Raw genomic sequence first — 25916 nt, forward strand, 5'->3', positions numbered from 1 at the left:
ACGCTTCGCCAATACCCTCACGGGTATCTGCGCATGACTCGGGGTCGATGCGGTTCGCTACTCCTTCATCGTGATGGACTTGCACCATCTACTCCTTGCCGGTCTCCCGGCGCACTCCGGTCCTCCCCGACCAGCGGACATCCGCAGGGTTATTCGGCGTATCGCAAAATGCCATCGGTCATCGCGTCGCAAAGAAAAAGGGGGCGTGGAAAATGCATCTGACGAGGGATGATCCCGGAGACAAAAAACAAACCCCTGCCGGTATCACCCGACAGGGGCATAAGCATGTGGATGAAAAGCGGCGAGCTTTCTTACGCTCGGTGGCTCCTCAAGGACCATGCTCTTAGATGGAAGACCGCAGAAGCCAATTGTTCAAGACGATTTTATAGGCAGCAGTAGATCATAGACCAGAGCGACCTGCCCTGTGGTGGTTTATGCTGCCCAATCTATAACTGCGTCTATAAACGTTTGAGCCTGACGGATCGCATCCAGTCTGGTGGCGCAAACGCCCACCGTAACCGTCTTGCCCTTTCCTACGGTCCATTGCCAACTGTGCGGAAAGCTCATTTCGACGACCAAGAAACTGATGCCGCGATGTTCCACGGAGGGCCTCCGTTGACATTTAATTCGCGCTGACGAAGCTACTGCGTTCGATAGCGCAGGTCCAGCTCAGCTTCGAGATAGGCAACATGGTGCACACGCTGGAAATGAAAGAGGCCGCCAACCGAGGCGGCCTTGCTTCCTACTTATCGGTCTTCGGAGAGAAGCCCGCAAGATTGGCTACAATATCCTTAACCCAACGATCCTCCTGTTTTTGCAAGGTCGCATCAACTTTGATGCTGTCATCGAATACTTCAGAGTTTCGGGGCGGCGGAATTTTCTCTGTAAAAATTCGCATTGATTGCTCCTCGTACGGAAGAGGATAACGTTCAACCAAAAATAGTGTTCCGATTTATACACATTTATTAAATGTTCCACGTTAGGAACACTGTGTCAGACGGCGGTTATAGTTCACAGAAAGTCTCGCCTCTCGTCGATTTGTGTTGGCCGTTGCATGACCGTCCAGATAGCGGCGCAGCCAATGTCGCCTTCGGGTCATTTGCGACCGGGTCGACCCAGCAGCGAGTCCACCCATGTCTGCTACGCCGCGGAAAGCGGAAATAAATACAGAGTACTCGTCACCATCGCAGATCCGTAGGGCACACTCTCGTCATGGCCGGGCTTGTCCCGGCCATCCACGTCTTGCTTCTCCCGGCACAACTAAAGAGAAGACGTGGATGCCCGGCCCGAGGCCGGGCATGACGGAGACTAACAACCCGGTGCCCGGCCTACATCGTGGCGCCGAGCACCCAGGGCGCGAATTCGGCGCCGCCGAAATCGAAGCTCTCGCTCTTGGTCGACTGACCGGAAGCGGTTTTCAGCATCAGGTCGAAAATCCGCTGGCCGCATTGCTGTACCGTCTCCTCGCCGTCGAGGATGGTGCCGCAATTGACGTCCATGTCGTCTTCCATGCGCTTGTACATCGGCGTGTTGGTCGCAAGCTTGATCGAGGGCGCGGGCTTGCAGCCGAACACGCTGCCGCGCCCGGTGGTGAAGCAGACGAGATTGGCACCGCCGGCCACCTGCCCCGTGGCCGCGACCGGGTCATAGCCGGGCGTGTCCATGAAGACAAAGCCCTTCTTGGTGACGGCTTCCGCATAATTGAGAACATCGACGAGGTTGGTGCTGCCGGCTTTCGCCATCGCGCCGAGCGATTTTTCGAGGATCGTGGTGAGGCCACCGGCCTTGTTGCCGGGGCTCGGATTGGCATCCATCTCGGCGCCCTCACGCGCGGTGTATTCCTCCCACCAGCGCATCAGCCCTACGAGCTTTTCGCCAACCTCGCGGCTGACCGCCCGCCGGGTCAACAGATGTTCGGCGCCGTAAGTTTCCGGCGTCTCCGACAGGATGACCGTGCCGCCATGGCGCACCAGAAGATCGCTGGCAGCGCCGAGCGCCGGGTTCGCCGAAATGCCGGAATAGCCGTCCGAGCCGCCGCATTGCAGCGCCACCGTCAGTTCACTCGCCGAAACAGCCTCGCGCTTGACCTTGTTCGCATCGGTGAGCGCCTCCCGCACAAATGCAACACCGGCCTCGACCGTCTTGCGGGTGCCCCCGATTTCCTGAATTTCGAGTTCGCGCAGGCGGCCCGCGAGTTTCTGCTCGGCCATCAACCCGCCGATCTGGTTGACTTCGCAACCCAGGCCCAGCACGACCACGGCGGAAAAATTGACGTGCCGCGCATAGCCACCGAGCGTCCGGCGCAGCAGCGTCAGCGGCTCGTTTTGCGTCATGCCGCAGCCGGTCTTGTGGGTGAGCGCGACCACGCCATCGACGTTGGGAAAGTCGGCGAGCGGATTGTCGCCGCTGAACGGGTTTTTCTTGAAGACATCGGCGACCATGCCGGCCACATGCGCGCTGCAATTCACGGACGTGAGAATGCCGATATAGTTGCGGGTCGCGACCCGCCCGTCAGGACGGCGAATGCCGTCGAACGTCGCAGGGAGATCGAAGTTCGGCACCGGCTTCACATCGACGCCGAACGCATAATCCTTGGCGAAATCGCCCATGCCGCAGTTCTGGGTGTGAACGTGCTGACCCGGCGAAATCGGCTTCGTCGCAAAGCCGATGATCTGTCCGTAACGGTGGATGGGTTCGCCAACTGCGATGGGACGGATCGCCACCTTGTGGCCGGCCGGAATGCGCTCGACCGTGGTCACGCCCTCGGCCACCACGAGGCCTGCCGGCAGGCTCGAGCGCGCGATCAACACGCCGTCGTCGGGGTGCAGACGAATGACGGGTGCCGGGGTCATCAGTATCTCCATTCCTTCAGCATCGTGCCCCGGATGCTGCGCAGCGCCAAAAGCGCGTTTTCGCGCGTCTTCGACGCGCTGTGGCGATGCGCTGCTGATCCGGGGTCCAGAGCGAGCGCGATTTAAATGGGTCCCGGATCAGCGGTTCAACGCTGAAGGAGCGCTGCACCGCGTCCGGGACACGAGGTCCTTAGGCCTTGCCGTCTGAGTCCTTCCGGGTCTGCGCGACCTGCATCTTCGCGTAAGTCGCCATCAAGCCGACTTCGTTGAACAGGGTCACCATCTTGAATCCCATGTTGATCGCGCGCAGCGCGCCATCGGCGCCCGAGCAATGGATACCGGGATAGAGCCCGCGCTTGCCGCATTCCTTGACGATCTTTTCGTAGATCTTGAGAATTTCCGGCTCGTCGCGATCGAGCTTCGGCGCCAGCCCGTAGGAAAAGCCGAGGTCGGACGGCCCGATATAGACGCCGTTGATGCCTTCGACGTCGAGGATCGCTTCCATGTTCGCGATCGCCGTCTTGGTCTCCATCATCGGAAGCAGCACCGTCTCGTCATTGGCCGTCTTCTGATAGCTGCCAGCCGTGCCGTACAGGCCGGCGCGGATCGGACCATTCGAACGCGACCCCATCGGCGGATACTTGCTGTAGGCGACGAGATTCTTACCCTCTTCCGGCGTGTTGATCATCGGGCAGATCACGCCATAGGCGCCGCCATCGAGTACCTTGCCGATGATGCCGGGCTCGTTCCACGGCACCCGCACCATTGGCGTCACTGGATGGGCGTTCATGGCCTGGAAACACTGGACCATCGAGAGATAGTCCTGCACGCCATGCTGCATATCGACGGTCACGCTGTCGAAGCCGCATTGCGCGATCACTTCGGCCGAGAAGCCGGAAGGAATCGCAAGCCAGGCGTTGACGACCACTTTGCCCGACGCCCAAATTTCCTTGACCTTGTTTGCCATCGTTCCTTCCTTGCGTTTCAAATCATCTCAAACATGCCGGTCGGCCGTGAGGCCTTTTCGGCAAACCTCATCCCGCTTGTAGCGCCGAATGCCGCCCTTGGCTCGCGAGATCGCGCATTACTGGGTTGCCCTACTGGGTTGCCCTCTGAATGCTTGCCTCGCTGACCCCAACCTCGCGCGCGGTGTTGACGATCGCCGCCCAGGTATCGTCCGGCAGCGGAATGCCGTTTTTGGTGCGATCAACGCGCGTCTTGCGCTCGGCATCGCCGGGGATCATGACGGGATCACCGCTGGTAATCGGCTTCGTTTCGCGGATGAAATCGACGTAGCGGGAGATCTCGCCATCGAAGAAATGCGCGGGGTCCACGACCTTGGGGTCGATGTAGAAGGCGAGCATGCCGTTGGCAAAGCGGCGGTTGGGCGCGGTTGCGCCCGTCCCGGTCAGCGCGCCGCCGAGCAGTTCACAGATGAACGCCAGACCCGAGCCCTTGTGCTCGCCGAAGGCGCGGATTGCACCTGACCCCTTGGTATGATCGCGCGGACCATCCGACGTATAGGGGCCGTAGAGCACGTGCGGATCCTCGCTCAAGGTGCCGTCGCCATCGATCAGCGCGCCCCTGGGCAGTTTCTTGCCGCCGCGGCTCGAGACCAGCACCTTGCCTTCGGCGACGATCGAGGTGGCGAAATCGAGCACGATGGGATCCTGGCCCTCGCGCGGAACGCCAACGCAATAAGGCGCGGTCGATAGCCGCTTCTCGACCCCACCATAAGGCGCGACCAGAAGCGAGCCGGCCGCATTGACGAAATGCACCGAGACAAGGCCCTCGGCGGCCGCCATCTCCGCCCAATCGCCGACCCGGCCGATATGGCCGGCATTGCGCAAGGCGACGGCGGCTAGTCCCACCTTCTTGCATTTCTCAATCCCGAGCTTGACGGCGACCGGCGCGACCGTCTGCCCATAGCCGAACTTGCCATCCACGACGGCGAGCGACGGCGTGTCAACGACAACCTCGGCGGTCTGGTTCGGAACCACCGAACCCATCTTCTTCCATCGCATATAGACAGGCACGCGGATCACGCCGTGACTGTCGTGCCCGGTGAGATTGGCGGTCGTCAGATAAGTCGCAACACGACGCGCCTCTTCCGGCGAGGACTCGGCGTGACCAAAGATGTCCGCCACAAAATCGATGAGATAGGGAACCTTGATCGTGACCATTTCAGATGTCGCTCTTGTTGGTTTTGGCGATTATTTTCTCGTAAGGCGCTACGCGCTCACCTTGGCATGACCGCCGAGATAGGCGGCGCGGATGGCTTCGTTGCCCCACAATTCATCGGGCTTGCCGCCGAGCACGATCCGCCCCGTTTCCAGGACGTAGCCGTGGTCGGCGACCGACAATCCCATGCGCGCGTTTTGCTCGACAAGCAAGACCGTGGTGTTGCGCCTGATTTCCGAGATGATCCGGAACACGGCCTGGACAATGACAGGCGCGAGCCCCAGCGACGGCTCGTCCAGAAGCAACAGCCGCGGCTTGGCCATGAGCCCGCGCGCGACCGCGACCATCTGCAACTGACCGCCCGACAAGGTCCAGCCGAGTGCATTGGCAAAGCTTCGTATGTCGGGAAACAAATCGAACATGGCGTCGGCTTCGCGCGACAATTCGGCTTTGCCGGCGCGTCGGTTCGACCCGCCGAGCATGATGTTTTCCTTGACGGAAAGACCAGGAAATACCCGCCTGCCCTCCGGGACGTGCGAAATTCCAAGCCGCACGATCGCCTCGGGGCCGAGTCCTGCGATCGGCTTGCCGTCGAACAGGATTTCCCCTGAAGCGGGTTTTGTCAGTCCGGAAATCGCCCGGAGCGTGGTCGATTTTCCGGCGCCGTTGGCGCCGAGCAACGTCACGACCTGGCCTTCGTCGACCGCGATCGAGACGCCACGCAAGGCTTCGATCTCGCCATAGCGCACGACCAGACCGTTGATGTGAAGCAGCGCCATTATTCGGTTCCGAGATAGGCGGAGACGACGTCGGGATGACGCAGAACCGCGAGCGATTCACCGTCGGCAATGCGTTTGCCGAAATTGAGCACCGTGATGTGTTGCGCGGCTTCGCTGACCAGCGTCATGTCGTGATCGATGATCAGGATGGTGAGCCCTTGTGCGGCGATGCGCTTGAGCAGCGCGTGCAATTCGAGCTTCTCGGTGGAATTCAGTCCTGCGGCCGGCTCGTCGAGCAACAACAGCGTCGGATTGGCCGCAAGCGCGCGCGCAATCTCGATCAGGCGTTGATGCCCGTAAGAGAAACTCGAGATCAACTCGTTGGCGCGCGCGCCAAGGCCTACAAAGGTCAACGCCGACATCGCGCGCACGTTGAGGGCATCGTCGTCGCGCTGACCGGCCAGCTTATTGCCCGGCCGCTCCGCGCCGATCACGACGTTCTCGAGTGCCGTCATCGAACGGAACAGGCGAATGTTCTGGAACGTGCGCCCAAGGCCGGCGGCCGCGCGCTGGTGCGGCGGCATGTCGGTGATATCGGTGCCGTCGAGCGTCACCGTGCCGGATGTCGCTTTGTAGAGACCGGAGAGCACGTTGAGCGTCGTGGTCTTGCCGGAACCGTTCGGTCCGATCAGCGCGTGAACGCCGCCGCGCCGCACATCGATATCGACGTTATCGACGGCCTTGAGGCCGCCGAAATGCTTGGAGAGGCCGCGCACGGAAAGAACGATGTCGCCGCCGACGGTCGCCGGCGCCAGTTGCAGCGCCGGACCGGCGTCACGCACCTTCGCCTTCGCCCGCCAGCGCTCGGTTGCAATATTGACGAAACCCCAAATGCCATCCGGCATGTAGCGGATGATGAGGATCACCGAAAGGCCGTAGATGGCTAGATAAAGCCCGGGGACACTCTTGAGGAAGCGCAACCATTCCGGAATCAGGATCAACAGGCCGGTGCCGATCGCCGACCCGATGGGCGAGGCCACACCACCAAGCAGCGACATCGTGAGGAACACCACGGACTCGGCGAAGGAGAATTGATCCGGGCTGACATAGGCAAAACCGCCGGCGAACAACCCGCCGGCGAGACCGCCGAGCACCGCGCAGAGCGCAAAGGCCGACACCTTGGTGCGGAACACATCGATGCCGACGACGCCGGCCGCGAGCTCATTGTCACGCACCGCGCGCATTGCGCGGCCAAGCCTCGTATCCGGCAGATGCCAGACGGCATAACCCACCAGCGCTAGCATGGCGACGCAGAACGCCAGATATGACTGCGAGGATTCAAACAGCACCGGCCGGCCGATGCGCGAGACGCCATCGGGGCCGTGGGTGAGCCAGATCGAGTTGATCATCACAAGCGTGACGATCTGCTGAAACGAGATCGTCACCATGGCCAGATAATGCCCGCCGAGCCGCAGCGTCGACATGCCGAGAAAGGCGCCTGCCAAAAGGGCGATGACGCAGCCGCCAGCGAGACAGAGCCAATAACTCACATGATAATCCGACGTGCCGAGCCCGACTGCGTAAGCCCCGACGCCAAAAAACGCCGCCTGCGCCAGATTGATCTGGCCACACAGGCCGAGCACGACCGAAAGACCAAACACGGCGATCGCAAATGTCGTCGCCTGCATCAAAATGTTATGGATGTAACCGTCGAACTGAACCGTGGCGGCCAACGCGACGAGAATGGCGCAGCCGACAAAATACGGCAGGTGCCGCAGCAACAGCGGTTTGGCGCGAGGCACGGCCGCGATCGCGGCCAGGTTGTCGCTCGGCGCGCTCATGCCTTCTCCGCCACGCGCTCGCCGAAGATGCCTTGCGGCCGGAACACCAGGAAAGCGACCAGCACCAGAAAGGCAAAGCCGTCTTTATAGGGCACCGATATATAGGCTGCGCCGAAGGTCTCGATGATGCCGAGCGCAAGCCCGCCGATGATCGCACCAGTGACATCGCCAAATCCGCCGATGATCGTGGCCGCGAAAGCTTTCAGCGCAATCGTCGATCCCATCTGGATCGACACGAACAGCACCGGCGCCACCAGGATACCGGCCAGTCCGCCGAGCACGGCTGAATAGATGAAGGTGATCATGATCATGGTGGACACGGAAATGCCGAGCAGCGAGGCCATTTCCTTGTCCTGCGAGGTCGCCTGCAATTTCTTGCCCAGCATGGTGTGCTCGAAGAACCAGTAATTGAAGATGACGAGGACAATCGTCACCGCGATGATCAGAAGATACTGGCTGTCGAGATAAACCGGGCCGAGCTGAATGCCCGGCGTCTCGAACCAGCCTTCCAGCACCTGCGGCTGCGGCCCGTAGATCGCCAGCACCGAATTGGCCATCAGGATCGAAGCGCCGATGGTCGCGATGATGACAGGCAGAAAGCTGCGGTGACGCAGCGGATAATAGACCCCGAGATTGAAGATCACGCCCAGCAGCGCCATGCCCGCCAGCGCCAGCAGGAACGACAGCCAGTACGGCCAGCCGAGATCGACCGCAAACACCACCATCAGATAGGCGGCGACCATCGAGAACTCGCCTTGGGCGAAGTTCACGACATTGGTGGCACGGAAGATCAGCACAAAACCGAGCGCCACCAGCGCATAGACGGCGCCGATCCCGATGCCGGTAAAGAGCAGTTGCAGTACGAGGTCCATGAAGGTGCCGGGTCTGGATCTTGAGCTGCTGCGCCATCAGCAACGGCGCATGCGGGCAATGACGAAAATGACGCGGCCTCCCCGTCGCCGGAGAGGCCGCGTCAAGCGATCAGTCGTCGAATTCGATATGCTTGTCGAAGACGATCGTCCCCTTCTCGTTCTTTACGACATTGTAGCCGTGCAGGCCGTCGCCGTTTGCGTCGAAATTATATTCGCCTTCCGCGCCGGGGAATTTCTTCAACGCCAGAATAGCTTCGCGGATCTTGCCGGGATCGGTCGAGCCCGCTTTGTTGATCGCTGCCGATAGAACGGTGATGGCGTCGTAAGGCCAGGCGCTCTGGTTGTCCGGCGCGAACTTGTAGGCGTCACGATAGGTTTTGCCGAAGGCCTTCGAGGTCTCGCTGGATTCCTCGGCATAGTCGGCCACGCCATAGGTTCCGTAAAGCGCGGCTCCCGCCAGCTTGGTCGAGGACACTGCAACCGTCGAGGGCGATCCGACCCAGGGAATGTTGACGCCGAGCTGACGTAACTGGCGGGCAAAAATCCCGATATCGTTTTCGAAGGTGAAATACGTGCCGAGCACATCCGCACCCGATTGTTTTACTGCAAGGACGACCGGCGTGAAGTCCTGACTCTGGTTGGCATAGCCCTGATCGAGCACCGGCGGCGTGCCCAACTTTTCCAGTGCGGCCGACAACGCCTTGCCGCCCGCCGTTCCGAACGCATCGGTCGAATGCACGATCGCCCACTTCTTCTTGCCGAGCGTGGTGACGCCGAAATCGGCGATCACGCGGCCGGAATAGCTGTCGTTGGGGCGAAAGCGAAACAGCCATTGGTTACCCATGTGCGTCAGGGTCGGATCGGTGCCACCGATCATCACTGGCTTGCCGAGCTTGAGCACGTCCGGCGCCATCGCATGAACCTGGGTCGAACGGATCGAGCCGAGGAAACCGACGATGTCGGATTGCGCGGCCAGTTTCGAGAATGCCAGCACGATGCCGGGGTTGGTGGTCTGGTCGTCCTCGATCACCAGTTCGACCTGTTTGCCGAGCACGCCGCCGGCCTTGTTGACGGCTGCGAGCGCCAGCTTGGCGCCGTTTTGCGCCCAAAGCCCCTGCTCGGCCGCAGGCCCCGTGACCGGAACGCACATGCCAATCTTGATGGTAGCGCCTTGCGCGTTGGCACCGGTGATGACATAGGGCGCTGCGACGCCGGCTGCGATGCCCGCCGCGAATTCGCGTCTCGTCAGTTTCATTCATCCCTCCCTGGAACCGTGCTTTTTCGCCGGCTCTTATTGGTCTATCGCGCTGCACGCGGAACGCACTGCACGCCGTTTGTACTTACGAACTCTTGAAGCGCGAGTAAATTGATATTGCAGCGATTTGAGCCTGCGGCTCAAGCCCTCGGAGCGACACGATGGCACGCCTCGGTGCCGCGATGCGGCAACCATCCGCTGCCTATTTCGTCAGCACCGAAAAACGGCACGGCGGCCAATGACGCCTTACCTATCGTTCACCTTCAGAAGGAGCCGCTTCCGTCACCTCAAGCGCCGCCAGACTGTGTTCCAACGCGGCCAGCATGGTCTGAAGCTCGGCAAGCTTTTGCGCGCCATAGCGCTGCGTAATTCTAGCGTAGATAGACTCCGAGGTGGGAGCGACGAGTTCGATCAGTTTCAATCCTTTTGGAGAAATCGAGACGACGCCGCGCCGCAGATCGACCTTCGCCGTCTGGCGTTCGATCAACCCGCGCGCCTCGAGATCGCGCAGGATCCGCGACAGGCTTGGGCCGAGCAGAAAGGCGACGCGGGCCAATTCAGTCACTTCGATGGCGTCGACCCCCGCAAGCGCCCGCAAGATGCGCCATTGCTGTTCGGTCAATCCGTGACGGCGCAGCGATGGACGGAACTGCTTCATCACCGCCTCGCGCGCGCGCAACAGCGACATCGGCAGCGAGCGGGAAAAATCACGCATTGGAATTTGACGCTCGACCGGATGCACGCCGTCGCTGCCGGTCGATTTTTTGGGTCTCATCGCCCTGTCCACTAAGCCCAGCGCGCTTGATCTGCTACCGGCTTGTTTGCGTTGCACAAATTCCCCAACCGGTTTGCCGGCTTAATTTAACATGTTAATCATATGCCAGCATCTCGATTTTCAAGGGGCCTTTGCTACGGGCGACATAATCCATGCCGATGATGACGCCTCTCACCCTGTGAGCCGCTATTCGCCCGATCGAAAGCGCTGAACTGGAGTAGCCATCTGACTGGAGTAGCCATGCCGCATTTCACCATCGAATATTCCGCCAACCTCGACGCGCGCGTCGACATGGCTGATGTGGTGGAGGTCGTTCGCAAGGCGGCGGTCGAGAGCGGGATCTTTCCGCTTGGCGGCATCCGCGTGCGCGCAGTGCAATGCGAGCATTACGCGATCGGCGACGGCAATCCCGACTTTGCCTTCCTCGACATGCTGCTGCGGCTCGGCGAAGGCCGCGACCTGCAAACCCGTAAGAGCGCCGGCGAGCACATCTTCGGCGCGCTATCGGCCTATCTCGATCCTGTTTTTGCAAAAGGCAAACTCGCTCTGTCGTTCGACATGCAGATCAACGACAAGGAAACCAGTTGGAAGCGCAACAATATCCATGAGGCTTTGAAGACAGAGGCCGCGCATGGATAGAGTGACGCCCAATAGCCTGACACCCAAGTCAGACCTGCTTCAAGCCAACCTCGAGCGTGCGGCGCCCCTGCTTGCGAAACTGAACGCCGAAGGCATCTCGCATATGATCGGCGGCGAGAGCGTGCCGTCGATTTCCGGCGCTCAATTCGAGACCCGGTCGCCGATCGACGGCGCCGTACTCGCCAACGTGGCGCGCGGCAACACCGAAGACATCGACCGTGCCGCAACCGCAGCCAGCCTCGCCTTCAGAGCCTGGCGCGATATCGGCGCTACGATGCGGCGCAAGCTGTTGCAACGCGTGGCCGACGCCATCGAGGATCACGCCGATGACATCGCCGTGCTCGAATGTATCGATACCGGGCAGGCTCATCGCTTCATGGCAAAAGCGGCGATCCGGGCCGCGGAAAACTTCCGCTTCTTTGCCGACAAGTGCTCGGACGCCCGCGACGGGCTGAATATGCCCGGCGAAGAACATTGGAATGTGTCGACGCGCGTGCCGATTGGCCCCGTGGGAGTGATCACACAGTGGAATACGCCCTTCATGCTCTCGACCTGGAAGATCGCGCCCGCACTCGCTGCCGGTTGCACGGTGGTGCACAAGCCTGCCGAATGGTCCCCGGTCACCGCCGACCTTTTGGCGAAGCTCGTCAAGCAGGCCGGCGTGCCCGACGGCGTCCTCAATACGGTGCACGGCCTCGGCGAAGAAGCCGGCAAGGCGCTGACGGAACACCCCGCAATCAAGGCGATCGGATTTGTCGGCGAAAGCGCCACCGGTTCGGCGATCATGGCGCAGGGCGCGCCGACCTTGAAACGGGTGCATTTCGAACTTGGCGGCAAAAATCCGGTGATCGTATTCGACGACGCCGAACTCGATCGCGCGCTGGATGCGGTCGTCTTCATGATCTATTCGCTCAATGGCGAACGCTGCACGTCCTCCAGTCGGCTCCTCATTCAAGAGAGCATTGCCGACAAATTCATCGAAAAGCTTGCCGCTCGCGTAAGGGCGCTCAAGGTCGGTCATCCGCTCGATCCCGCCACCGAAATCGGACCCCTGATCCATGAGCGGCACCTCGCCAAGGTCCGCGGCTATTTCGACGTCGCGCGAAAAGACGGCGCGGTGATCGCCGTCGGCGGTGCGCCGCATGATGGCCCCGGCGGCGGACATTACGTGCAACCGACACTGGTCCTAGGGGCGACCCGCCATATGCGGGTGGCGCAGGAGGAAGTGTTCGGGCCGTTCCTGACCGTCATTCCGTTCCGCGACGAGGCCGAGGCGGTCGAAATCGCCAATGACGTGAGATACGGTCTCACCGGCTACGTCTGGACCTCGGATATGGGCCGGGCGTTGCGCGTTTCGGATGCACTGGAAGCAGGCATGATCTGGCTCAACTCGGAAAACGTCCGCCACTTGCCGACGCCGTTCGGCGGCATGAAAGCTTCCGGCATTGGCCGTGACGGCGGCGACTATTCTTTTGATTTCTACATGGAAACAAAACACGTTTCGCTGGCGCGCGGCACGCACAAGATTCAGAGACTGGGAATTTAGCCGCGATGCCTGTTCCGCAACACGTATTCGATCCGCCCTTCAACATCATCCGAAGCAGCCATGTCGTGCTCGACGTGGTGGATCTGAAGGCGAGCTCTGAATTCTACGAAAATGCGGTCGGACTGCATGTCGAGGACCGCGATACCACCGCGATCTATCTGCGCGGCAGCGAGGAGCATCAGCACCACTCGCTGGTGTTGCGTAAAGCGCCGCACGCCGCCTGCCATCGTCTCGGCTTCAAGGTCGGCGATAAAGGGGATCTCGATAAGGCGGCGGCTTTCTTTTCACGGAATGAAATCGCTCACGCTTTTACGGATCGGCCGTTCCAGGGCAAAACACTGCAATTTACCGATCCGTTCGGCTTTGCGATCGAACTCTACGCGGCGATGGACAAGCGTCCGCATCTGTTGCGCCGCTACGACCTCTACAAAGGCTGCCACCCGCAGCGGCTCGACCATTTCAATGTCTTTGCCGCCGAGGTTCAGGACACCGTCGATTTCTATGCACGGCTTGGCTTCCGCCTGACCGAATATGCCGAAGAAGACGGACCGCAGGGGCGGATCGCCGCCGCCTGGTTGCATCGCAAAGGCAATGTACACGATTTCGCGATCACCAACGGCAAAGGCCCTCGCCTGCACCATTTCGCCTACTGGGTGCCGACCGCCATGAACATCCTGCATCTGTGCGATGTGATGGCCTCAAGCGGATATCTCAAGAATATCGAGCGCGGCCCCGGGCGGCATGGTATTTCAAACGCGTTCTTCCTTTACGTCCGCGATCCGGATGGTCACCGCCTTGAACTTTACACCAGCGATTACTTCACCGGCGATCACGACCATGCACCGATGCGCTGGTTGCTGAATGACCCGCGCCGGCAGACACTGTGGGGGGCGCCCGCCCCGCGCTCCTGGTTCGAGCAGGGATCACCCTTCACAGATCAGGCCGTCCGCGAACCGCAATTTGTCGCCGATGTCACGATTGCCGATTAGTGCGGTGGATTTGACATTCACCCGGGGATGACCACGAATTCTCACCCGAACGCAAAATCGAGCGACCACACCAGAATTTTATAATTGCCGGCGTCCCTTTGGTTCTAACATTCGTCAACGGACCTGAACCAGGACACTAGAACACGGAGACTTTATGAAGATGTCCTTGATGATCGCGGCCGCTTCGCTGCTCGGCCTGGCGCCCGTCGTGTCCCCGACGGGCGGCGCGCAGGCCGCCGAACTGAAAGTGCTGGCGGGCGGCTCGCTCAGAAGCCTGCTGACCGAACTCGCCCCGCAATTCGAGCACGCCTCCGGCCACAAGCTTGTCATCGACTTCGACACCACCCCCAACCTGATCAAGGCGGCGACATCCGGCGAGCCGTTCGACCTCGGCGTCGTACCGATCGACGTTTTCTATGACGCTGCCGCCAAGGCCCATTTCACGCCGCCGGTCGAATTTGCACGCGTCGGCTATGGCGTCGCGGTGAAAGCCGGTGCGCCCAGACCTGACATCAGCACAAAACAGGCTTTCAAGAAGACGCTGCTCGACGCGAGGTCGATCACGTTCCTGCCGGAGAGTGCAGCAGGCTCCTATATCCTCAGACTGTTCGAGCGGCTCGGCATCGAAGAGGCGATGAAGGCCAAGACCATCGCGCAGGCGCAACCGACCGGAATCATCCCGGCCGTGGTCAGCGGCCAGGCGGAGCTGGCCGTCTTTGTGAACAACGTCCTGACCGCACCGGGCGTCGACATCGTCGGACCGTTCCCGCCGGGATTGCAGCAGGAGCTGGTGTTCCCGGCGGCACTTGCGGTCGACACCAAACAAAAAGAAGCCGCCAAAGCCTTTATCGATTTCCTGATGTCGCCCGCGGCCATTGCCGTCATCAAGTCCAAGGGCATGACCCCCGGCAAAGGCTAAGCGCCGCCCTCCCCGGAGCATTCATGGTTGCGCCCCGCATCGCCACCTTCGCTGTCGATGGCTCCGCCAGATACGGTTGCGTGACCGATCGCGGAGTGGTCGACCTCTACCCGCGCTGGAGCAAGGAATTTCCAACCTTGCGAGAGGTCATCGCCGCTGGCGCATTGACCAGACTTGCGGAAGACGCCGCGCGCCTTCCGGCGGGTCATGGGCTCGAGACCATCACATGGCTGCCGCCGATTCCGGCACCCGAAAAAATTATTTGTATCGGCGTCAATTACCCCGACCGCAACGCCGAATACAAGGACGGCTCGGACGCGCCAAAATATCCGAGCATGTTCTTCCGTACGCCGCGCTCGTTTGTCGGTCACGAAACACCGCTCGTACGCCCGAAGGCATCCGCCCAGCTCGACTATGAAGGGGAATTGGTGCTGGTGATCGGCAAGGCCGGGCGGCATATCGCCGAGCGTGAGGCGCTCGATCACATCGCGGCGATCACGCTCTGCAACGAAGGCACCATCCGCGATTGGGTGCGACATGCCAAGTTCAACGTCACGCAGGGCAAGAACTTCGATTCCACCGGAAGCCTCGGCCCATGGCTCATTCCCTACACGAATGAATCGCAGATCGCCGACGTCAGACTGACGACGAAGGTCAATGCCGAGATTCGGCAGGACGATCGCACCTCACGCCTGATCTTCGGCTTCCGTTACCTGATCCATTACATCTCGACCTTCACGACGCTGGTGCCCGGCGACGTCATCGTCACGGGCACTCCGACCGGAGCGGGCGCGCGGTTCGATCCGCCGCGTTACCTGAAACCCGGCGATGTCATCGAAGTGGAAGCTGAAAATATCGGCGTGTTGCGCAACGGCGTGATTGATGAGGCCTAGTGCGGTGAATTCGAAGTTCCTATCGGTGGGGCCGCAATCTCATCATAGGAACTTCGAATTCAAAGACCGCACTAGAATACTAACTTGCTGGTACTCCTTTGATCCGGAAGTTCGCATCAGAGGTCGCCGCGATGATTTGCGAACTTCGGAATCGGAGTACCAGTGATGCGAGCTGATTGGACCTTGCCATGCCCGTAAGCTCCGGCGGCGAAGCCATCGTCAGCGGTCTGGTCGCGCACGGCGTCGACACCGTGTTCGGGTTGCCCGGCGCGCAGATCTACGGCCTGTTCGACGCCTTCCATCAAGCGCAGCTCAAGGTGATCGGCGCGCGGCACGAGCAGGCTTGCGGCTACATGGCCTTTGGCTATGCACGATCGACCGGCAGACCCGGCGTCTTCAGCGTGGTTCCCGGCCCTGGCGTGCTCAACGCGGGCGCCGCCTTGTTGACGGCCTTTGGCGGCAACGAACCTGTGCTCTGCCTGACCGGACAGGTGCCGACCGACTTTCTCGGCAAGGGTCGCGGCCACCTGCATGAAATGCCGGACCAGCTCGCCACACTGCGCACCTTCGTGAAATGGGCCGACCGTATCGAATATCCGGCCAACGCCCCTGCTTTGGTCGCACGCGCGTTTCAGGAAATGCTGTCGGGACGCCGCGGCCCGGCGTCGCTGGAAATGCCGTGGGACGTCTTCACGCAAAGGGTCGACGTCGGCGCGGCCGAAATATTCGACCGCTTTCCGGCGCCTCAACAGGATCCCGATCGGGTCAAGTCTGCGGCCGCTTTGATCGCGGCGAGCAAGGCGCCGATGATCTTCGTCGGCTCAGGCGCGATCGAGGCCGGCGATGAAATCCTCGAACTCGCCGAACTCATCGATGCGCCGGTGGTGGCGTTCCGTAGCGGTCGCGGCATCGTCTCGAATGCCCACGAGCTTGGGTTGACCATGGCGGCCGCCTATCGGTTGTGGCCGCAAACCGACCTGATGATTGGCATCGGCACGCGGCTGGAATTGCCGGCGATGACGCGCTGGCCGTTCCGCCCCGAAGGTTTGAAATCCATCCGCATCGATATCGATCCGGTGGAAATGCGACGCTATGTGCCGAATGCTGCGATCGTTGCCGACGCCAAGCCCGGCACATCAGAGTTATTAGCAACGGTGCAAAAAGCCGGCTACGCCAAGACCCGCGGCCGCCGCGCCGCGATCGTTGAGGCCTCCGCGGCCGCGCTGAAAGAGATTCAGAAGATCCAGCCGCAGATGGCTTACCTGAACATCCTGCGCGAGGTGCTGCCGTCGAATGCGATCGTCACGGATGAACTGTCGCAAGTCGGCTTCGCCTCCTGGTACGGCTTTCCCGTCTACGAACCGCGAACCTTCATCAGTTCCGGATATCAAGGCACGCTCGGATCCGGATTTCCCACCGCGCTTGGCGCCAAGGTCGCGCATCCCGACCGGCCAGTGGTTGCGATCACGGGCGACGGCGGCTTCATGTTCGGCGTGCAGGAGCTCGCTACCGCCGCGCAATTCAACATCGGCGTTGTCGTGCTCGTCTTCAATAACAATTCCTACGGCAATGTGCGGCGCGACCAGCGCGAGCGTTTTGACGGCCGGATCGTGGCGTCCGATCTGGTCAATCCGGATTTTATCAAGCTCGCGGAGTCCTTCGGCGTCGGCGCTACGCGAGTCACATCGCCGGATCATTTCCGGCCGGCGCTGGAGAAGGCGCTGGCGCACGGAGGTCCCACCCTGATTGACATCGAGGTGCCCCGGGATTCCGAGGTAAGCCCCTGGACGTTCATTCATCCGGCCAAGCCGTAAGCGCTTTCGTTATTTAATCTTGCGGAACGTGAGGTTGAGACGTTGTGGTCCCATCACCGGGTGATCGCCGTCGGCCAGCGGTGCGACGCCGTGAAAGAACAGCCGCGACGGGCCACCCCACACCGCTATGTCGCCATGCTCGAGACGAAACCGGCGCGGCTTGTCGCTGCGCTTCGATCCGCCGAACATGAAAATCGCGGGCAGTCCCAGCGACACCGAAACGATCGGTGCGCGGAAGTCGAGCTCGTCCTTGTCCTGGTGCAACGACATCCGCGCGCCGGGCTCATAGCGGTTGATCAAACAGACGTCGGGCGCAAATCCGGCAAAGCCGGCGTGCTCGGCGGCGCGGTCTGCCAGCTCGCGAAAGAGCGGCGGCATCGCGGGCCATGGCTTGCCGGTTTCGGGATCGTCGGGGCTATAGCGATAGCCGGTCCGATCGGTGACCCAGCCGGCGTTGCCGCAATTGGTCATCGCCACCGACATCTGATGACCGCCCGGGGTGAACATTCGACGAAACGGCGCCGCGGCCACGATGTCGCGCAAGGCGGTAACCAGTTCCGCTTCATACGCGCCGACGAACCCGCGCAGGAGCACCGCACCTTCGGCCATCTCCTCCCGCGAAGCCCGCGCTTCTGGGAAACATGCAAACAAATCCGCCGTCAACGCAACAAACCCTCATCTGGCATCGTGAAAGATCACACCGACCGTGTGACGGCGGCCCGATCGAAGCCGACTTACGCCATGGCGCATATTGACACGATAGAAACCGCGCGTCCCCTTCACCGGGCGGACATGCACGGCAAACGCTACACCGTCGCCCTGGCGAAGCGGCACCACTTCCGCCCGTGACTGCATTCGTGGGCGCTGTTCGGTCAGCACGAACTCACCACCCTCGAAATCACGGCCGGGTTCCGACAATAGGATCGCGACCTGCAACGGAAACACATGCTCGCCGTAGAGGTCCTGATGCAGACAGTTATAATCGCCTTCGCCATATTGGAGCAGAAGTGGTGTCGGCCGAAGCTGGCCGGCATTGTGACACCGGGCCAGGAACGCCTCGTGGCTTTCGGGGTAGCGGATATCGATATCCATCGTCTCATTCCACCTGACAGCGATGGGCTGAAGGCGCGCATAGAGAGCGGTGCGCAATTCCGCAATCGGCTGTGGGAGCGGATAGGCGAAATATTTGTATTCGCCGCGTCCGAAGCCGTGGCGGCCCATCACGATCCGGCTGCGAAATATCTTGCCTTCGGGATAGAGCGTCACCAGTGCGCGGCATTCCTCCGCCGTGAGCAGGCCCTTCAGCACGGCGCAGCCTTGCCCGTCGAGATCGTTGATGGCTTTGGTCCAATCGATCGCCGCCACACGGGCGGCGGTATCGGATTCGGAATGCGTGATCGTTTGTTGCGCTGATGTTTTCATGCGCGCGACCGTCGCAAATCGGGACCCGCACGACCACCCGATTTCCGGCTACCCCAGCACCGGCAACTCGATCACGTCATAGGCATGGCGGATCGTGCGTTTGCGGACGGGATCCTCCAGCTCAAACTCGAACCGGCTTGCGGGGCGGATGCCGCCCTTGGCCGCGAACGTCCCGCCAAACATGGCGCAGCCGTCGGGCAGCTTTCCGTCGGCAAAGCCGCGCGCGAGCAGTTCCGAGACGGGCAGCATCGCGTCCAGCGTTCCCTCCTGATAGAGCTCCCGCTTGCCGCCAATCCAGGCGTAAGAACGCAGGATCATCCGGTCCCAGTGACCAATGACCTCCTCGAGTTCCCACAGCGTCGACGCCATCGGCTTGTCGCACATCTGCTTGGAGACCGTGACGCTGTAGCCCTCGACCTTGCGGTCGGTATGGTCGGAGCCGAGGCCGACGAAGATGCGCCCCTGCCAGCCGATCAGCACGAACTCGACCTCGCCGCTGGAATTTCCGCCGCAAACTTCGATCTCGTCTTCCGTGGTCAGCCGCCGCGCCGAGCAACGGTAGTAGATCGGCGTTGCGGCCGGCCGCGCGATCCCGATCGCCTCGAGCTCGGCGATATGCTTGTCGCGCGCTACTGGATCGCGCCCGGTCCAGCCGGCGATCACGGCCTGGTCGATCGCCAAGGTCAGCGGTGTCGTGCCGTCTTTGGTTTCGATAGTGAAAGTCAGATCAAACATGGATCGCAGCCTCCACGCCGGCCGCCAGTTCGAAGATGCGGCGATCGTGACCACCCGCCGCGCTCAGCATGAAGCCGACCGGCGCTTCGCCGTCACGATGGCACGGCAGCGAAATGGAACAGCCATCCATCATGTTGATCAGCGTGCAATTGCGCAACGACAGCAGATTGGCTTTCGTGAACGCATGGTCGTCGGCAAGATCCGAGATTCGCGGCGGCGTGATCGCGCAGGTCGGCATCGCAATGGCATCATAGGGAGCAAGCCGAACCCTCGCACGCGCGATCATCGATTTTCGCGCTTCGAGAATGTCGATGTAGTCGGCGGCCGTAATGGTTTCACCGCGTGAGATGCGCGAGACGACGCGGGGATCATAGATGTCGCCGTGGTTCTCGATCAGATAGCGATGCCAGGCGTAGCTTTCCGCGGCGGCAAATCCGCCCTTGCTGTTCATGACGGCGACATCGAGAAATTCCGGCACCTCGATCCGTTCGATCGATGCGCCCTGGCGTGACAGTTTTTCAAGCGTCCGCTCGAAGCTTCGCGCCACCTGGTCGTCGACATCGTCGAGCGCCACCGTCGTGGCGACCGCCAGCCGCATTCCCTTGACAGTGCGCGGTTGTATGGGTCGAACCGGTTCGTCGGCGAGCACCGCATCCAGCACCGCGCAGCACTCGACAGTGCGCGCCAGCGGCCCAAAACTGTCGAGCGTGAATGACAACGGCACGCCGCCGTCGCGCGGGATGCGTTGTTGCGTCGGTTTGAAACCGACGATGCCGTTATAGGCGGCCGGAATCCGGCACGATCCGCCGGTGTCCGAACCGAGCGCGCCATGCGCCATGCCGTCGGCGACCGACACCGCCGCTCCCGACGACGATCCGCCGGGCACATGTCCGACCTCGCGCTGCCAGACGCTCTTGGGCGTGCCGTAATGGGGATTGATGCCGATGCCCGAATAGGCGAATTCGGTCATATTGGTGCGGCCGATCAGGATAAAACCGGCGCGCCGCAAGCGCGAGACCACCGGCGCATCGGTTTCGGCCGGCGGTGAATCGTCCAGCGCCCGCGAACCGGCCCGCGTGACCTGGCCCTTGATGTCGAACAAATCCTTGATCGAGATTGGAATGCCGGCAAAGACCGACGGCGCCGCCTTGACTTCGCGGAGCCGATCCATCGCCTTGGCCGCCTCGATCGCCGCCTCGACATCGACATGCACGAACGCGCGCGCCCCCTCACCGGATTTGTCGGAAATTTTGGCAAGGCACTCGTCGACCAGTTTTCGCGCGTTGGTGCGGCCGCTTTCGAGATCGGCTGCGAGAGCCGTCAGTGTCGGGGTATTGGACATGGTCGTTGTCGCCTCGTGGACTACCTTACAATCTATCCGGAACGGCATCGATCTCCAGATCGAGCAAGGCAGAGCTCAGCGATTTGCCATGCGCGTCCAACGCCAGCGACCGCGTCACGCCGCCCCCCAGTGCCTGATCCATCACGAAGTTGAGCGCAAAAATATTGGGCAGCTCATAGCGGACCACCTCGCCTTCGACCACGCCGGCGAAATGCGCCTTGACGCGCGCAGGCGTGACCTGGGCGAGCAGCAATGGGTAATGTTTGGCGTCATAGGCGATCACGGAAATATTGGAGATATTTCCCTTGTCGCCGGTGCGGGAATGGGCGATCTCGCGCAGCTTCATCGCTATTTGTCTCCGACGAATTGCACGACCGGCTGCGCCAGTTCGCGCGGCAACAGCACGGAGGCCACGGCCACGACATCGCGCGCGGATTTGAAAGCGCCGCCGCCGCCGGCCGGGCCGTTGGTGTAGAGCGTTTCGACCTCGTTGCCGATCCGGATCGCATCGCGCAGGTTGTCGGTGCGCCCGGTGACGCGAACGCGCACCTCATAGGGCTCGTTGGCATGCGCCGAGACTTGGCCGCCATGCAGGGAATCGACGCCGATCAGATCGAAACGCAATTCATTTGCCGCCACGCCCGTGAGCTTCAACCGCTCGCGGACGATCTCAAGCGCCAGACGCCCTCGCGCCAGCGCTCCGGGGCCAGCATAGGACATCTGGCCCTCGCCGATGAAGCTATCGACATAGCCGACCGACACCTTGAGCGTCGCCGGGCGTTCGCTGCCGCGGCCGCCGCTGATCCGCACGCGATCCTTGCCTATCTCTTCGATCGCCACTTGCGAGAAATCCGCGGTCACATCCGGCTGGAGATACCGGACGGGATCGTGCACCTCGTAGAGCAGTTGCTCCTTGCAGGTCTGTGCGGTGACGGCGCCGCCGGAGCTTTCGACCTTGGTGATAACAAGGCTGCCGTCCTCGCCGACCTCGCCGATGGGAAAACCGAGCCGCGCGAGATTTTCCACGTCCTTGAAATGCGGATCGGCGAAGTAACCGCCGGTGACCTGGCCGGCGCATTCCAGCAAATGACCGGCAACGATGCCCTTGCCGAGCAGGTTCCAGTCATCCATCGGCCAGCCAAAGGCGTGGATGAGCGGCGCGAGGAACAATGCCGGATCGGACGCCCGACCGGTGATCACGACGTCGGCGCCGCCATTAAGCGCCTCTGCCATTGGCCCGGCGCCGAGATAGGCATTGGCGGAGATCAGGCGATTGCCGAGCTGGCTGATTCCGCCCGCGAATTCCATGATCGGAAGATCGCTTTGCCGGCAGGCGGCAAGGACGCCGTCGCCGGTGACCGCCGCGACCTTCAGGGAAAGCCCCATTGACCGCGCCAGGCTTGCGGTTTTCCGTGCGGCGGCGAGCGGATTGGCCGCGCCCATATTGGTGACGATCTTGATGCCTTTCGCGGCGCAGACCGGCAGCACCGCACGCATCCGCTCTTCGAGCAGCGGGTCGTAGCCGGTTTCCGGATTCTTCAGGCGGGCTTGCTGGGCGAGAGCGACGGTGCGCTCGCCGAGACATTCGAACACCAGATACTGAATGTCGCCCTTTTCAGCAAGTTCCAGCGCCGGTTCGATGCGATCGCCCGAATAGCCCGCGCCTGACCCGATCCGGATGGTTCGCATCACTTCAGTCCGAAATACGCCCGCCGCAGCGCCTCATTGTCGGTCATCTCGGCCACCGTTCCGGAAAAGCGGATACGGCCACCTTCGAGCACGAACACGCGGGTCGCGACCTCAAGGAAGCCGATATTCTGCTCGGCAATCAGCAAAGCAAGCCCTCTTCCGCGAAGCTCGCTCAGGATCCGGATCACCTCCTTGACGAACAAAGGCGACAACCCGGCCGATGGCTCGTCCATCACCAGAAGCCGAGGTTCGGCCGCCAAGGCCTTGGCGATACCCAGCATTTTTCGCTGACCGCCGGAAAGGCTCGATGCGGGCGCGCGGCGTTTATCGCGCAGCACTGGAAAGGTGTCGTAGAGATCGTCGATCCGGGGGTTGGCATGCCCAAGCGCCTGCGCGCCGATGCGGATATTTTCCTCAATCGACAGGTCGGGAAAAACCGCCAGTTCCGACATATAGGTCATCCCCAGCCGCATCCGCTCGCTGGAACGCATCCGTGTCACGTCCGCTCCCCCGAGCCTGATGCTGCCATGCCGCGCCTCGATCAGGCCGACCAGCGATTTCAGGAAGGTGGTCTTGCCGGCGCCGTTGGTGCCGAGCAGCAGCACGGTCTCACCGGCGCGGACGTCGAGGTCGACGCCCCACAACACCTGCATCGTGCCGTAGCCGGCATCGACGCCTTGAGCCATCAGCAGCGAAGTGGCCTCAGGCGGCATGCTCGCCTCCCAGGAACACCTCGATCACCTGCGGGACCTTGACCGCAACCGCGAGCTTGCCCTCGAAAATCTCCTTGCCCGCGTTCATAACAATGACGCGGTCGGTGATGTGCTCGATGAAGCCCATGAGATGCTCGACCACGATGATCGCCATGCCATTTTTGGCAAGGGCCTTGATGCGCTCGGCGATCCAGTCGAGTTCAGCTGGGTTGAGGCCGGCCGCGAGTTCGTCGAGCAGCAGGAGCCGCGGACGGGTGGCGAGCGCACGCACGAGATCGAGCATCTTCTGTTGCGCATTATTGAGATCGGCCGCCGCACGGTCAGCGACCTCGGCCAGCCGGTATTCGTCCAGCAGGTCGGCCATGTCTGGCGCTTCCGCCGCGCCGCCATAAGCGAGCGCCACTTCGACATTCTGGCGGACCGTCAGCGACAAAAACGGTTTTGGAATCTGGAAGGTGCGGTTGACACCGAGATGGACGAGCTTGTGCGAGGCGACGGCGCCGATCGAGGCACCCTCCAGGACGATCTCGCCGCCGTCAGGGGCGTAAAGACCGGAGATCACGTTGATCGCCGTGGTCTTGCCGGAGCCGTTGGGACCGACCAGCCCCAAAATCTCTCCGGACGAAACGTGAAAGCTTAGACCGTCCAGCGCGTAAAAGCCGCCAAAGCGCTTCACGAGTTTGGAGACTTGAAGAAGGGGCGCGCTTTCAAGGGACATGCCAGCCCCTGCGTGTTGCAAGCGATACCAGCCCCGCGGGCAGAAACAGCACCAGCCCCATGATCAAGAAGCCGTAGATCAGCTGAAAGTATTGCGGCGTCGTGAATCCGATCAGGTTGTAGATGCCGTACAGGATGACGACACCGACAATCGGACCGGTGATCGAGGCGACGCCGCCGAACAAAGCGAACACGATCGCAAAAATACTGAACTCGCCGCTGAAGACGTTATCGGGATAGAACACCGAGACGTACCAGGCATAGACGCCACCGGCGAGGCCCGCGACCAGCGCCGACGCGAGCCAGGCGATCATGCGCATCCGCACGACATTGACGCCCGCCATCGAGGCGCTGACGGCATCTTCCCGCACCGCCTGCAGCGCCAGGCCGAAGCGGGAGTTTTTCAGAAAAATCACCACGCCTAGCGTCAACGCCAGCACGACGAGCGCGGCTGCATAGGCATAGGTCGGATCGAACGTGCCGGTGAGCGAGACGCCATAAGGGCCGCGCGTGATCGGCTCAAGTGCCGGGTTGGCGATGAAATGCAGCACTGCCAGCGACGCCGCAAGATTGGCGATGGCAAAATAGGCACCCGAAAGGCGCAACAGCGGCGTGAGCAACAGCCCAAGCGCGACGCCGACCAGGCCGCCGGCAAACACCGCGACGACGGCGGGGGCCTGAAAATGCATCACCAGGATGGCAAAGCCGTAGGCGCCGGCTCCAAAGAATCCGACATAACCGAACGGCAGATAACCGGTGAAGCCGTAGATGATGTTCACGCCCTGGGTGAGGATCAGGAAGATCACGAAGTTGAACAGCAGCAGATGGTTTTGATAAACGCCCGGCAGCACCGCAAAGACGGCGAGCAGCGGCACGGCGATGAAGAGCAAATGCTTGACGGCGTTAGGCAACGCGCACCCGCCTTCCGAGCAGACCGCTCGGACGCAACAGCAAAATGAAAATCAGGAGCACATAGGGCAACAGGTCGGCCCATGAACTCAAATAGGTCTGCACCACCATGTAGCAGATGCCGTAGACGACGCCGCCGAGCGCAGTGCCCAGCGGATTGCCGAGCGAGCCCAGCACGACGATGGTGAAGGAGGTGACGGTGGCATCGGCGCCAAAGGCCGGCGTTACCGAGCCGAACATGAAGGGTGCAAAGATGCCGGCAACGGCCGCCAGTCCCAGCCCGATGCCGAAGGCCGCGGCTGATACGCGATCGACGTCGATGCCGGTTGCGAAGGCTTCATCACGCCGCGACATCACCGCGCGCGTCAGCGTGCCCAAACGAGTCTGGTAGAGATAGACATAGACACATCCGATCGCGATCAGGCTGGTGGCGGCGGCGACCACCCAGGACGCCGGAAACCCCTGCCCGAAGATCTGCACAGGCCCACCGCTATCGGCCGTGCCGCCGAACAACTTGACCTTGATCGTGGAAAACACCGTGCCCAGCGCGCGGCTTTGTATCGAGCGTTCGCTGGTGCCGAGAAAGATCGTGGTGACGGCTTCGATGACCTGCGACAGGCCGAAGAACAGGATGATCGACAGCATTTCCGGGTTCGCCGACCCCTGAAGCCGCGGCACCAGCACCCAGTACAGCAGCATGCCCGCGATCAGGAAAATCACGAATGCCAGAGGCACCGCAAACAACGGATCAATCCCGATCACGGTGACGACGCCGACCGCCACGAACGCGCCCAGCATCAGGAAATCGCCATGCGCCAGATTGACGATGCGCATGACGCCGAACACCAGATTGAGACCGATGCCGACCAGGCTGAAATACAATCCGAAGAGAACGCCTGCGACCAGCGCGTAAACTAGCATCGAGTGCCGCCTATTTGAAGTTCCTGCACCACAAGCCGCGACCCCTATTCAGGAACTTCAAATAGAGAAGCGGCACTAGAATCAATAAGTTTTCTAGTGCCCATAGCTTTCCGAAGTCCGTGAAAGGTGCACGCTGAGACGTAACACGGACTTCGGAAAGTGGGCGCTAGCCG

Annotated in this window: 25 protein-coding genes; 6 read left to right on the plus strand and 19 right to left on the minus strand. The window is 61.6% G+C overall.

Translation table 11 applies throughout. The features are described from left to right. Positions 1-742: 742 nt before the first annotated feature. The 9 genes from ABSE61_RS01870 to hpaR form a co-directional block, all read right to left on the minus strand. Positions 743-898, minus strand: coding sequence for a hypothetical protein (locus ABSE61_RS01870; protein WP_423869364.1), 156 nt, complete (start codon positions 896-898; stop codon positions 743-745). Positions 899-1328: 430 nt separating this feature from the next. Next, the gene (locus ABSE61_RS01875; protein WP_423869365.1) at positions 1329-2852 is read right to left on the minus strand and encodes a UxaA family hydrolase; all 1524 of its coding nucleotides are present in this window, start codon (positions 2850-2852) and stop codon (positions 1329-1331) included. A gap of 190 nt (positions 2853-3042) precedes the next feature. Further along, positions 3043-3819, minus strand: a complete 777-nt coding sequence (locus tag ABSE61_RS01880; RefSeq protein WP_423869366.1) for an HpcH/HpaI aldolase family protein — start codon at positions 3817-3819, stop codon at positions 3043-3045. Positions 3820-3949: 130 nt separating this feature from the next. Continuing rightward, positions 3950-5035 (minus strand): malate/lactate/ureidoglycolate dehydrogenase, encoded by a 1086-nt coding sequence (locus tag ABSE61_RS01885; RefSeq protein ID WP_423869367.1) that lies wholly within the window; start codon positions 5033-5035, stop codon positions 3950-3952. Between the two features lie 48 nt (positions 5036-5083). Continuing rightward, on the minus strand, positions 5084-5812 hold the full coding sequence (locus ABSE61_RS01890) for an ABC transporter ATP-binding protein (RefSeq protein WP_423869368.1): 729 nt from the start codon (positions 5810-5812) through the stop codon (positions 5084-5086). After that, entirely contained in the window at positions 5812-7593 is a 1782-nt protein-coding gene (locus ABSE61_RS01895) for a branched-chain amino acid ABC transporter ATP-binding protein/permease (protein WP_423869369.1), read from the minus strand. Before ABSE61_RS01895 ends, ABSE61_RS01890 begins: the two co-directional genes overlap by 1 nt. Next, positions 7590-8465, minus strand: coding sequence for a branched-chain amino acid ABC transporter permease (locus ABSE61_RS01900; RefSeq protein WP_423869370.1), 876 nt, complete (start codon positions 8463-8465; stop codon positions 7590-7592). Before ABSE61_RS01900 ends, ABSE61_RS01895 begins: the two co-directional genes overlap by 4 nt. Before the next feature lie 109 nt (positions 8466-8574). After that, complete coding sequence (locus tag ABSE61_RS01905) at positions 8575-9720, minus strand: ABC transporter substrate-binding protein (protein WP_423869371.1); 1146 nt, start codon at positions 9718-9720, stop codon at positions 8575-8577. 250 nt (positions 9721-9970) lie between these two features. Then, positions 9971-10495, minus strand: a complete 525-nt coding sequence (gene hpaR / locus ABSE61_RS01910) for a homoprotocatechuate degradation operon regulator HpaR (RefSeq protein ID WP_423869372.1) — start codon at positions 10493-10495, stop codon at positions 9971-9973. A gap of 240 nt (positions 10496-10735) precedes the next feature. Between hpaR and ABSE61_RS01915 the strand changes: the two genes are divergently transcribed. The 6 genes from ABSE61_RS01915 (at position 10736) to ABSE61_RS01940 (ending at position 17295) form a co-directional block, all read left to right on the plus strand. Beyond that, positions 10736-11134, plus strand: coding sequence for a 5-carboxymethyl-2-hydroxymuconate Delta-isomerase (locus ABSE61_RS01915; protein ID WP_423869373.1), 399 nt, complete (start codon positions 10736-10738; stop codon positions 11132-11134). After that, positions 11127-12680: a 5-carboxymethyl-2-hydroxymuconate semialdehyde dehydrogenase gene (gene hpaE / locus ABSE61_RS01920; RefSeq protein WP_423869374.1), complete on the plus strand. Its 1554-nt coding sequence runs from the start codon at positions 11127-11129 to the stop codon at positions 12678-12680. The genes ABSE61_RS01915 and hpaE overlap by 8 nt, the downstream gene beginning before the upstream one ends. Before the next feature lie 5 nt (positions 12681-12685). Beyond that, positions 12686-13669 carry a 3,4-dihydroxyphenylacetate 2,3-dioxygenase gene (hpaD, locus tag ABSE61_RS01925; RefSeq protein WP_423869375.1) on the plus strand — a complete coding sequence of 328 codons (984 nt, stop codon included), beginning with the start codon at positions 12686-12688 and terminating at the stop codon, positions 13667-13669. 154 nt (positions 13670-13823) lie between these two features. After that, entirely contained in the window at positions 13824-14588 is a 765-nt protein-coding gene (locus ABSE61_RS01930) for a molybdate ABC transporter substrate-binding protein (protein ID WP_423869376.1), read from the plus strand. A gap of 23 nt (positions 14589-14611) precedes the next feature. Then, positions 14612-15481: a fumarylacetoacetate hydrolase family protein gene (locus ABSE61_RS01935; protein WP_423869377.1), complete on the plus strand. Its 870-nt coding sequence runs from the start codon at positions 14612-14614 to the stop codon at positions 15479-15481. Between the two features lie 188 nt (positions 15482-15669). Continuing rightward, positions 15670-17295, plus strand: coding sequence for a thiamine pyrophosphate-dependent enzyme (locus tag ABSE61_RS01940; RefSeq protein WP_423869378.1), 1626 nt, complete (start codon positions 15670-15672; stop codon positions 17293-17295). 9 nt (positions 17296-17304) lie between these two features. On the opposite strand, the gene alkB is transcribed toward ABSE61_RS01940, so the two are convergent. Genes alkB through ABSE61_RS01990 form a run of 10 tightly spaced genes read right to left on the minus strand, consistent with a single transcriptional unit; the run spans position 17305 to position 25743 of the window. Continuing rightward, complete coding sequence (gene alkB / locus ABSE61_RS01945; protein WP_423869379.1) at positions 17305-17958, minus strand: DNA oxidative demethylase AlkB; 654 nt, start codon at positions 17956-17958, stop codon at positions 17305-17307. Positions 17959-17970: 12 nt separating this feature from the next. Continuing rightward, positions 17971-18717, minus strand: coding sequence for a 2OG-Fe(II) oxygenase (locus tag ABSE61_RS01950; RefSeq protein ID WP_423869380.1), 747 nt, complete (start codon positions 18715-18717; stop codon positions 17971-17973). Positions 18718-18765: 48 nt separating this feature from the next. Then, entirely contained in the window at positions 18766-19452 is a 687-nt protein-coding gene (locus ABSE61_RS01955; RefSeq protein ID WP_423869381.1) for a DUF2848 domain-containing protein, read from the minus strand. Then, on the minus strand, positions 19445-20794 hold the full coding sequence (locus ABSE61_RS01960; protein WP_423869382.1) for an amidase: 1350 nt from the start codon (positions 20792-20794) through the stop codon (positions 19445-19447). The genes ABSE61_RS01955 and ABSE61_RS01960 overlap by 8 nt, the downstream gene beginning before the upstream one ends. Before the next feature lie 25 nt (positions 20795-20819). Continuing rightward, on the minus strand, positions 20820-21140 hold the full coding sequence (locus ABSE61_RS01965) for an AtuA-related protein (protein ID WP_423869383.1): 321 nt from the start codon (positions 21138-21140) through the stop codon (positions 20820-20822). 2 nt (positions 21141-21142) lie between these two features. Beyond that, positions 21143-22483 (minus strand): acyclic terpene utilization AtuA family protein, encoded by a 1341-nt coding sequence (locus tag ABSE61_RS01970; RefSeq protein ID WP_423869384.1) that lies wholly within the window; start codon positions 22481-22483, stop codon positions 21143-21145. After that, the gene (locus tag ABSE61_RS01975) at positions 22483-23196 is read right to left on the minus strand and encodes an ABC transporter ATP-binding protein (RefSeq protein WP_423869385.1); all 714 of its coding nucleotides are present in this window, start codon (positions 23194-23196) and stop codon (positions 22483-22485) included. Before ABSE61_RS01975 ends, ABSE61_RS01970 begins: the two co-directional genes overlap by 1 nt. After that, positions 23186-23914 carry an ABC transporter ATP-binding protein gene (locus ABSE61_RS01980; RefSeq protein ID WP_423869386.1) on the minus strand — a complete coding sequence of 243 codons (729 nt, stop codon included), beginning with the start codon at positions 23912-23914 and terminating at the stop codon, positions 23186-23188. The genes ABSE61_RS01975 and ABSE61_RS01980 overlap by 11 nt, the downstream gene beginning before the upstream one ends. Then, positions 23904-24824, minus strand: coding sequence for a branched-chain amino acid ABC transporter permease (locus tag ABSE61_RS01985; protein ID WP_423869387.1), 921 nt, complete (start codon positions 24822-24824; stop codon positions 23904-23906). Before ABSE61_RS01985 ends, ABSE61_RS01980 begins: the two co-directional genes overlap by 11 nt. Then, positions 24817-25743: a branched-chain amino acid ABC transporter permease gene (locus ABSE61_RS01990; RefSeq protein WP_423869388.1), complete on the minus strand. Its 927-nt coding sequence runs from the start codon at positions 25741-25743 to the stop codon at positions 24817-24819. Before ABSE61_RS01990 ends, ABSE61_RS01985 begins: the two co-directional genes overlap by 8 nt. Between the last annotated feature and the right edge of the window lie 173 nt (positions 25744-25916).

The sequence above is a fragment of the Bradyrhizobium sp. genome (genome assembly GCF_049519115.1).
Taxonomy (GTDB): domain Bacteria; phylum Pseudomonadota; class Alphaproteobacteria; order Rhizobiales; family Xanthobacteraceae; genus Bradyrhizobium.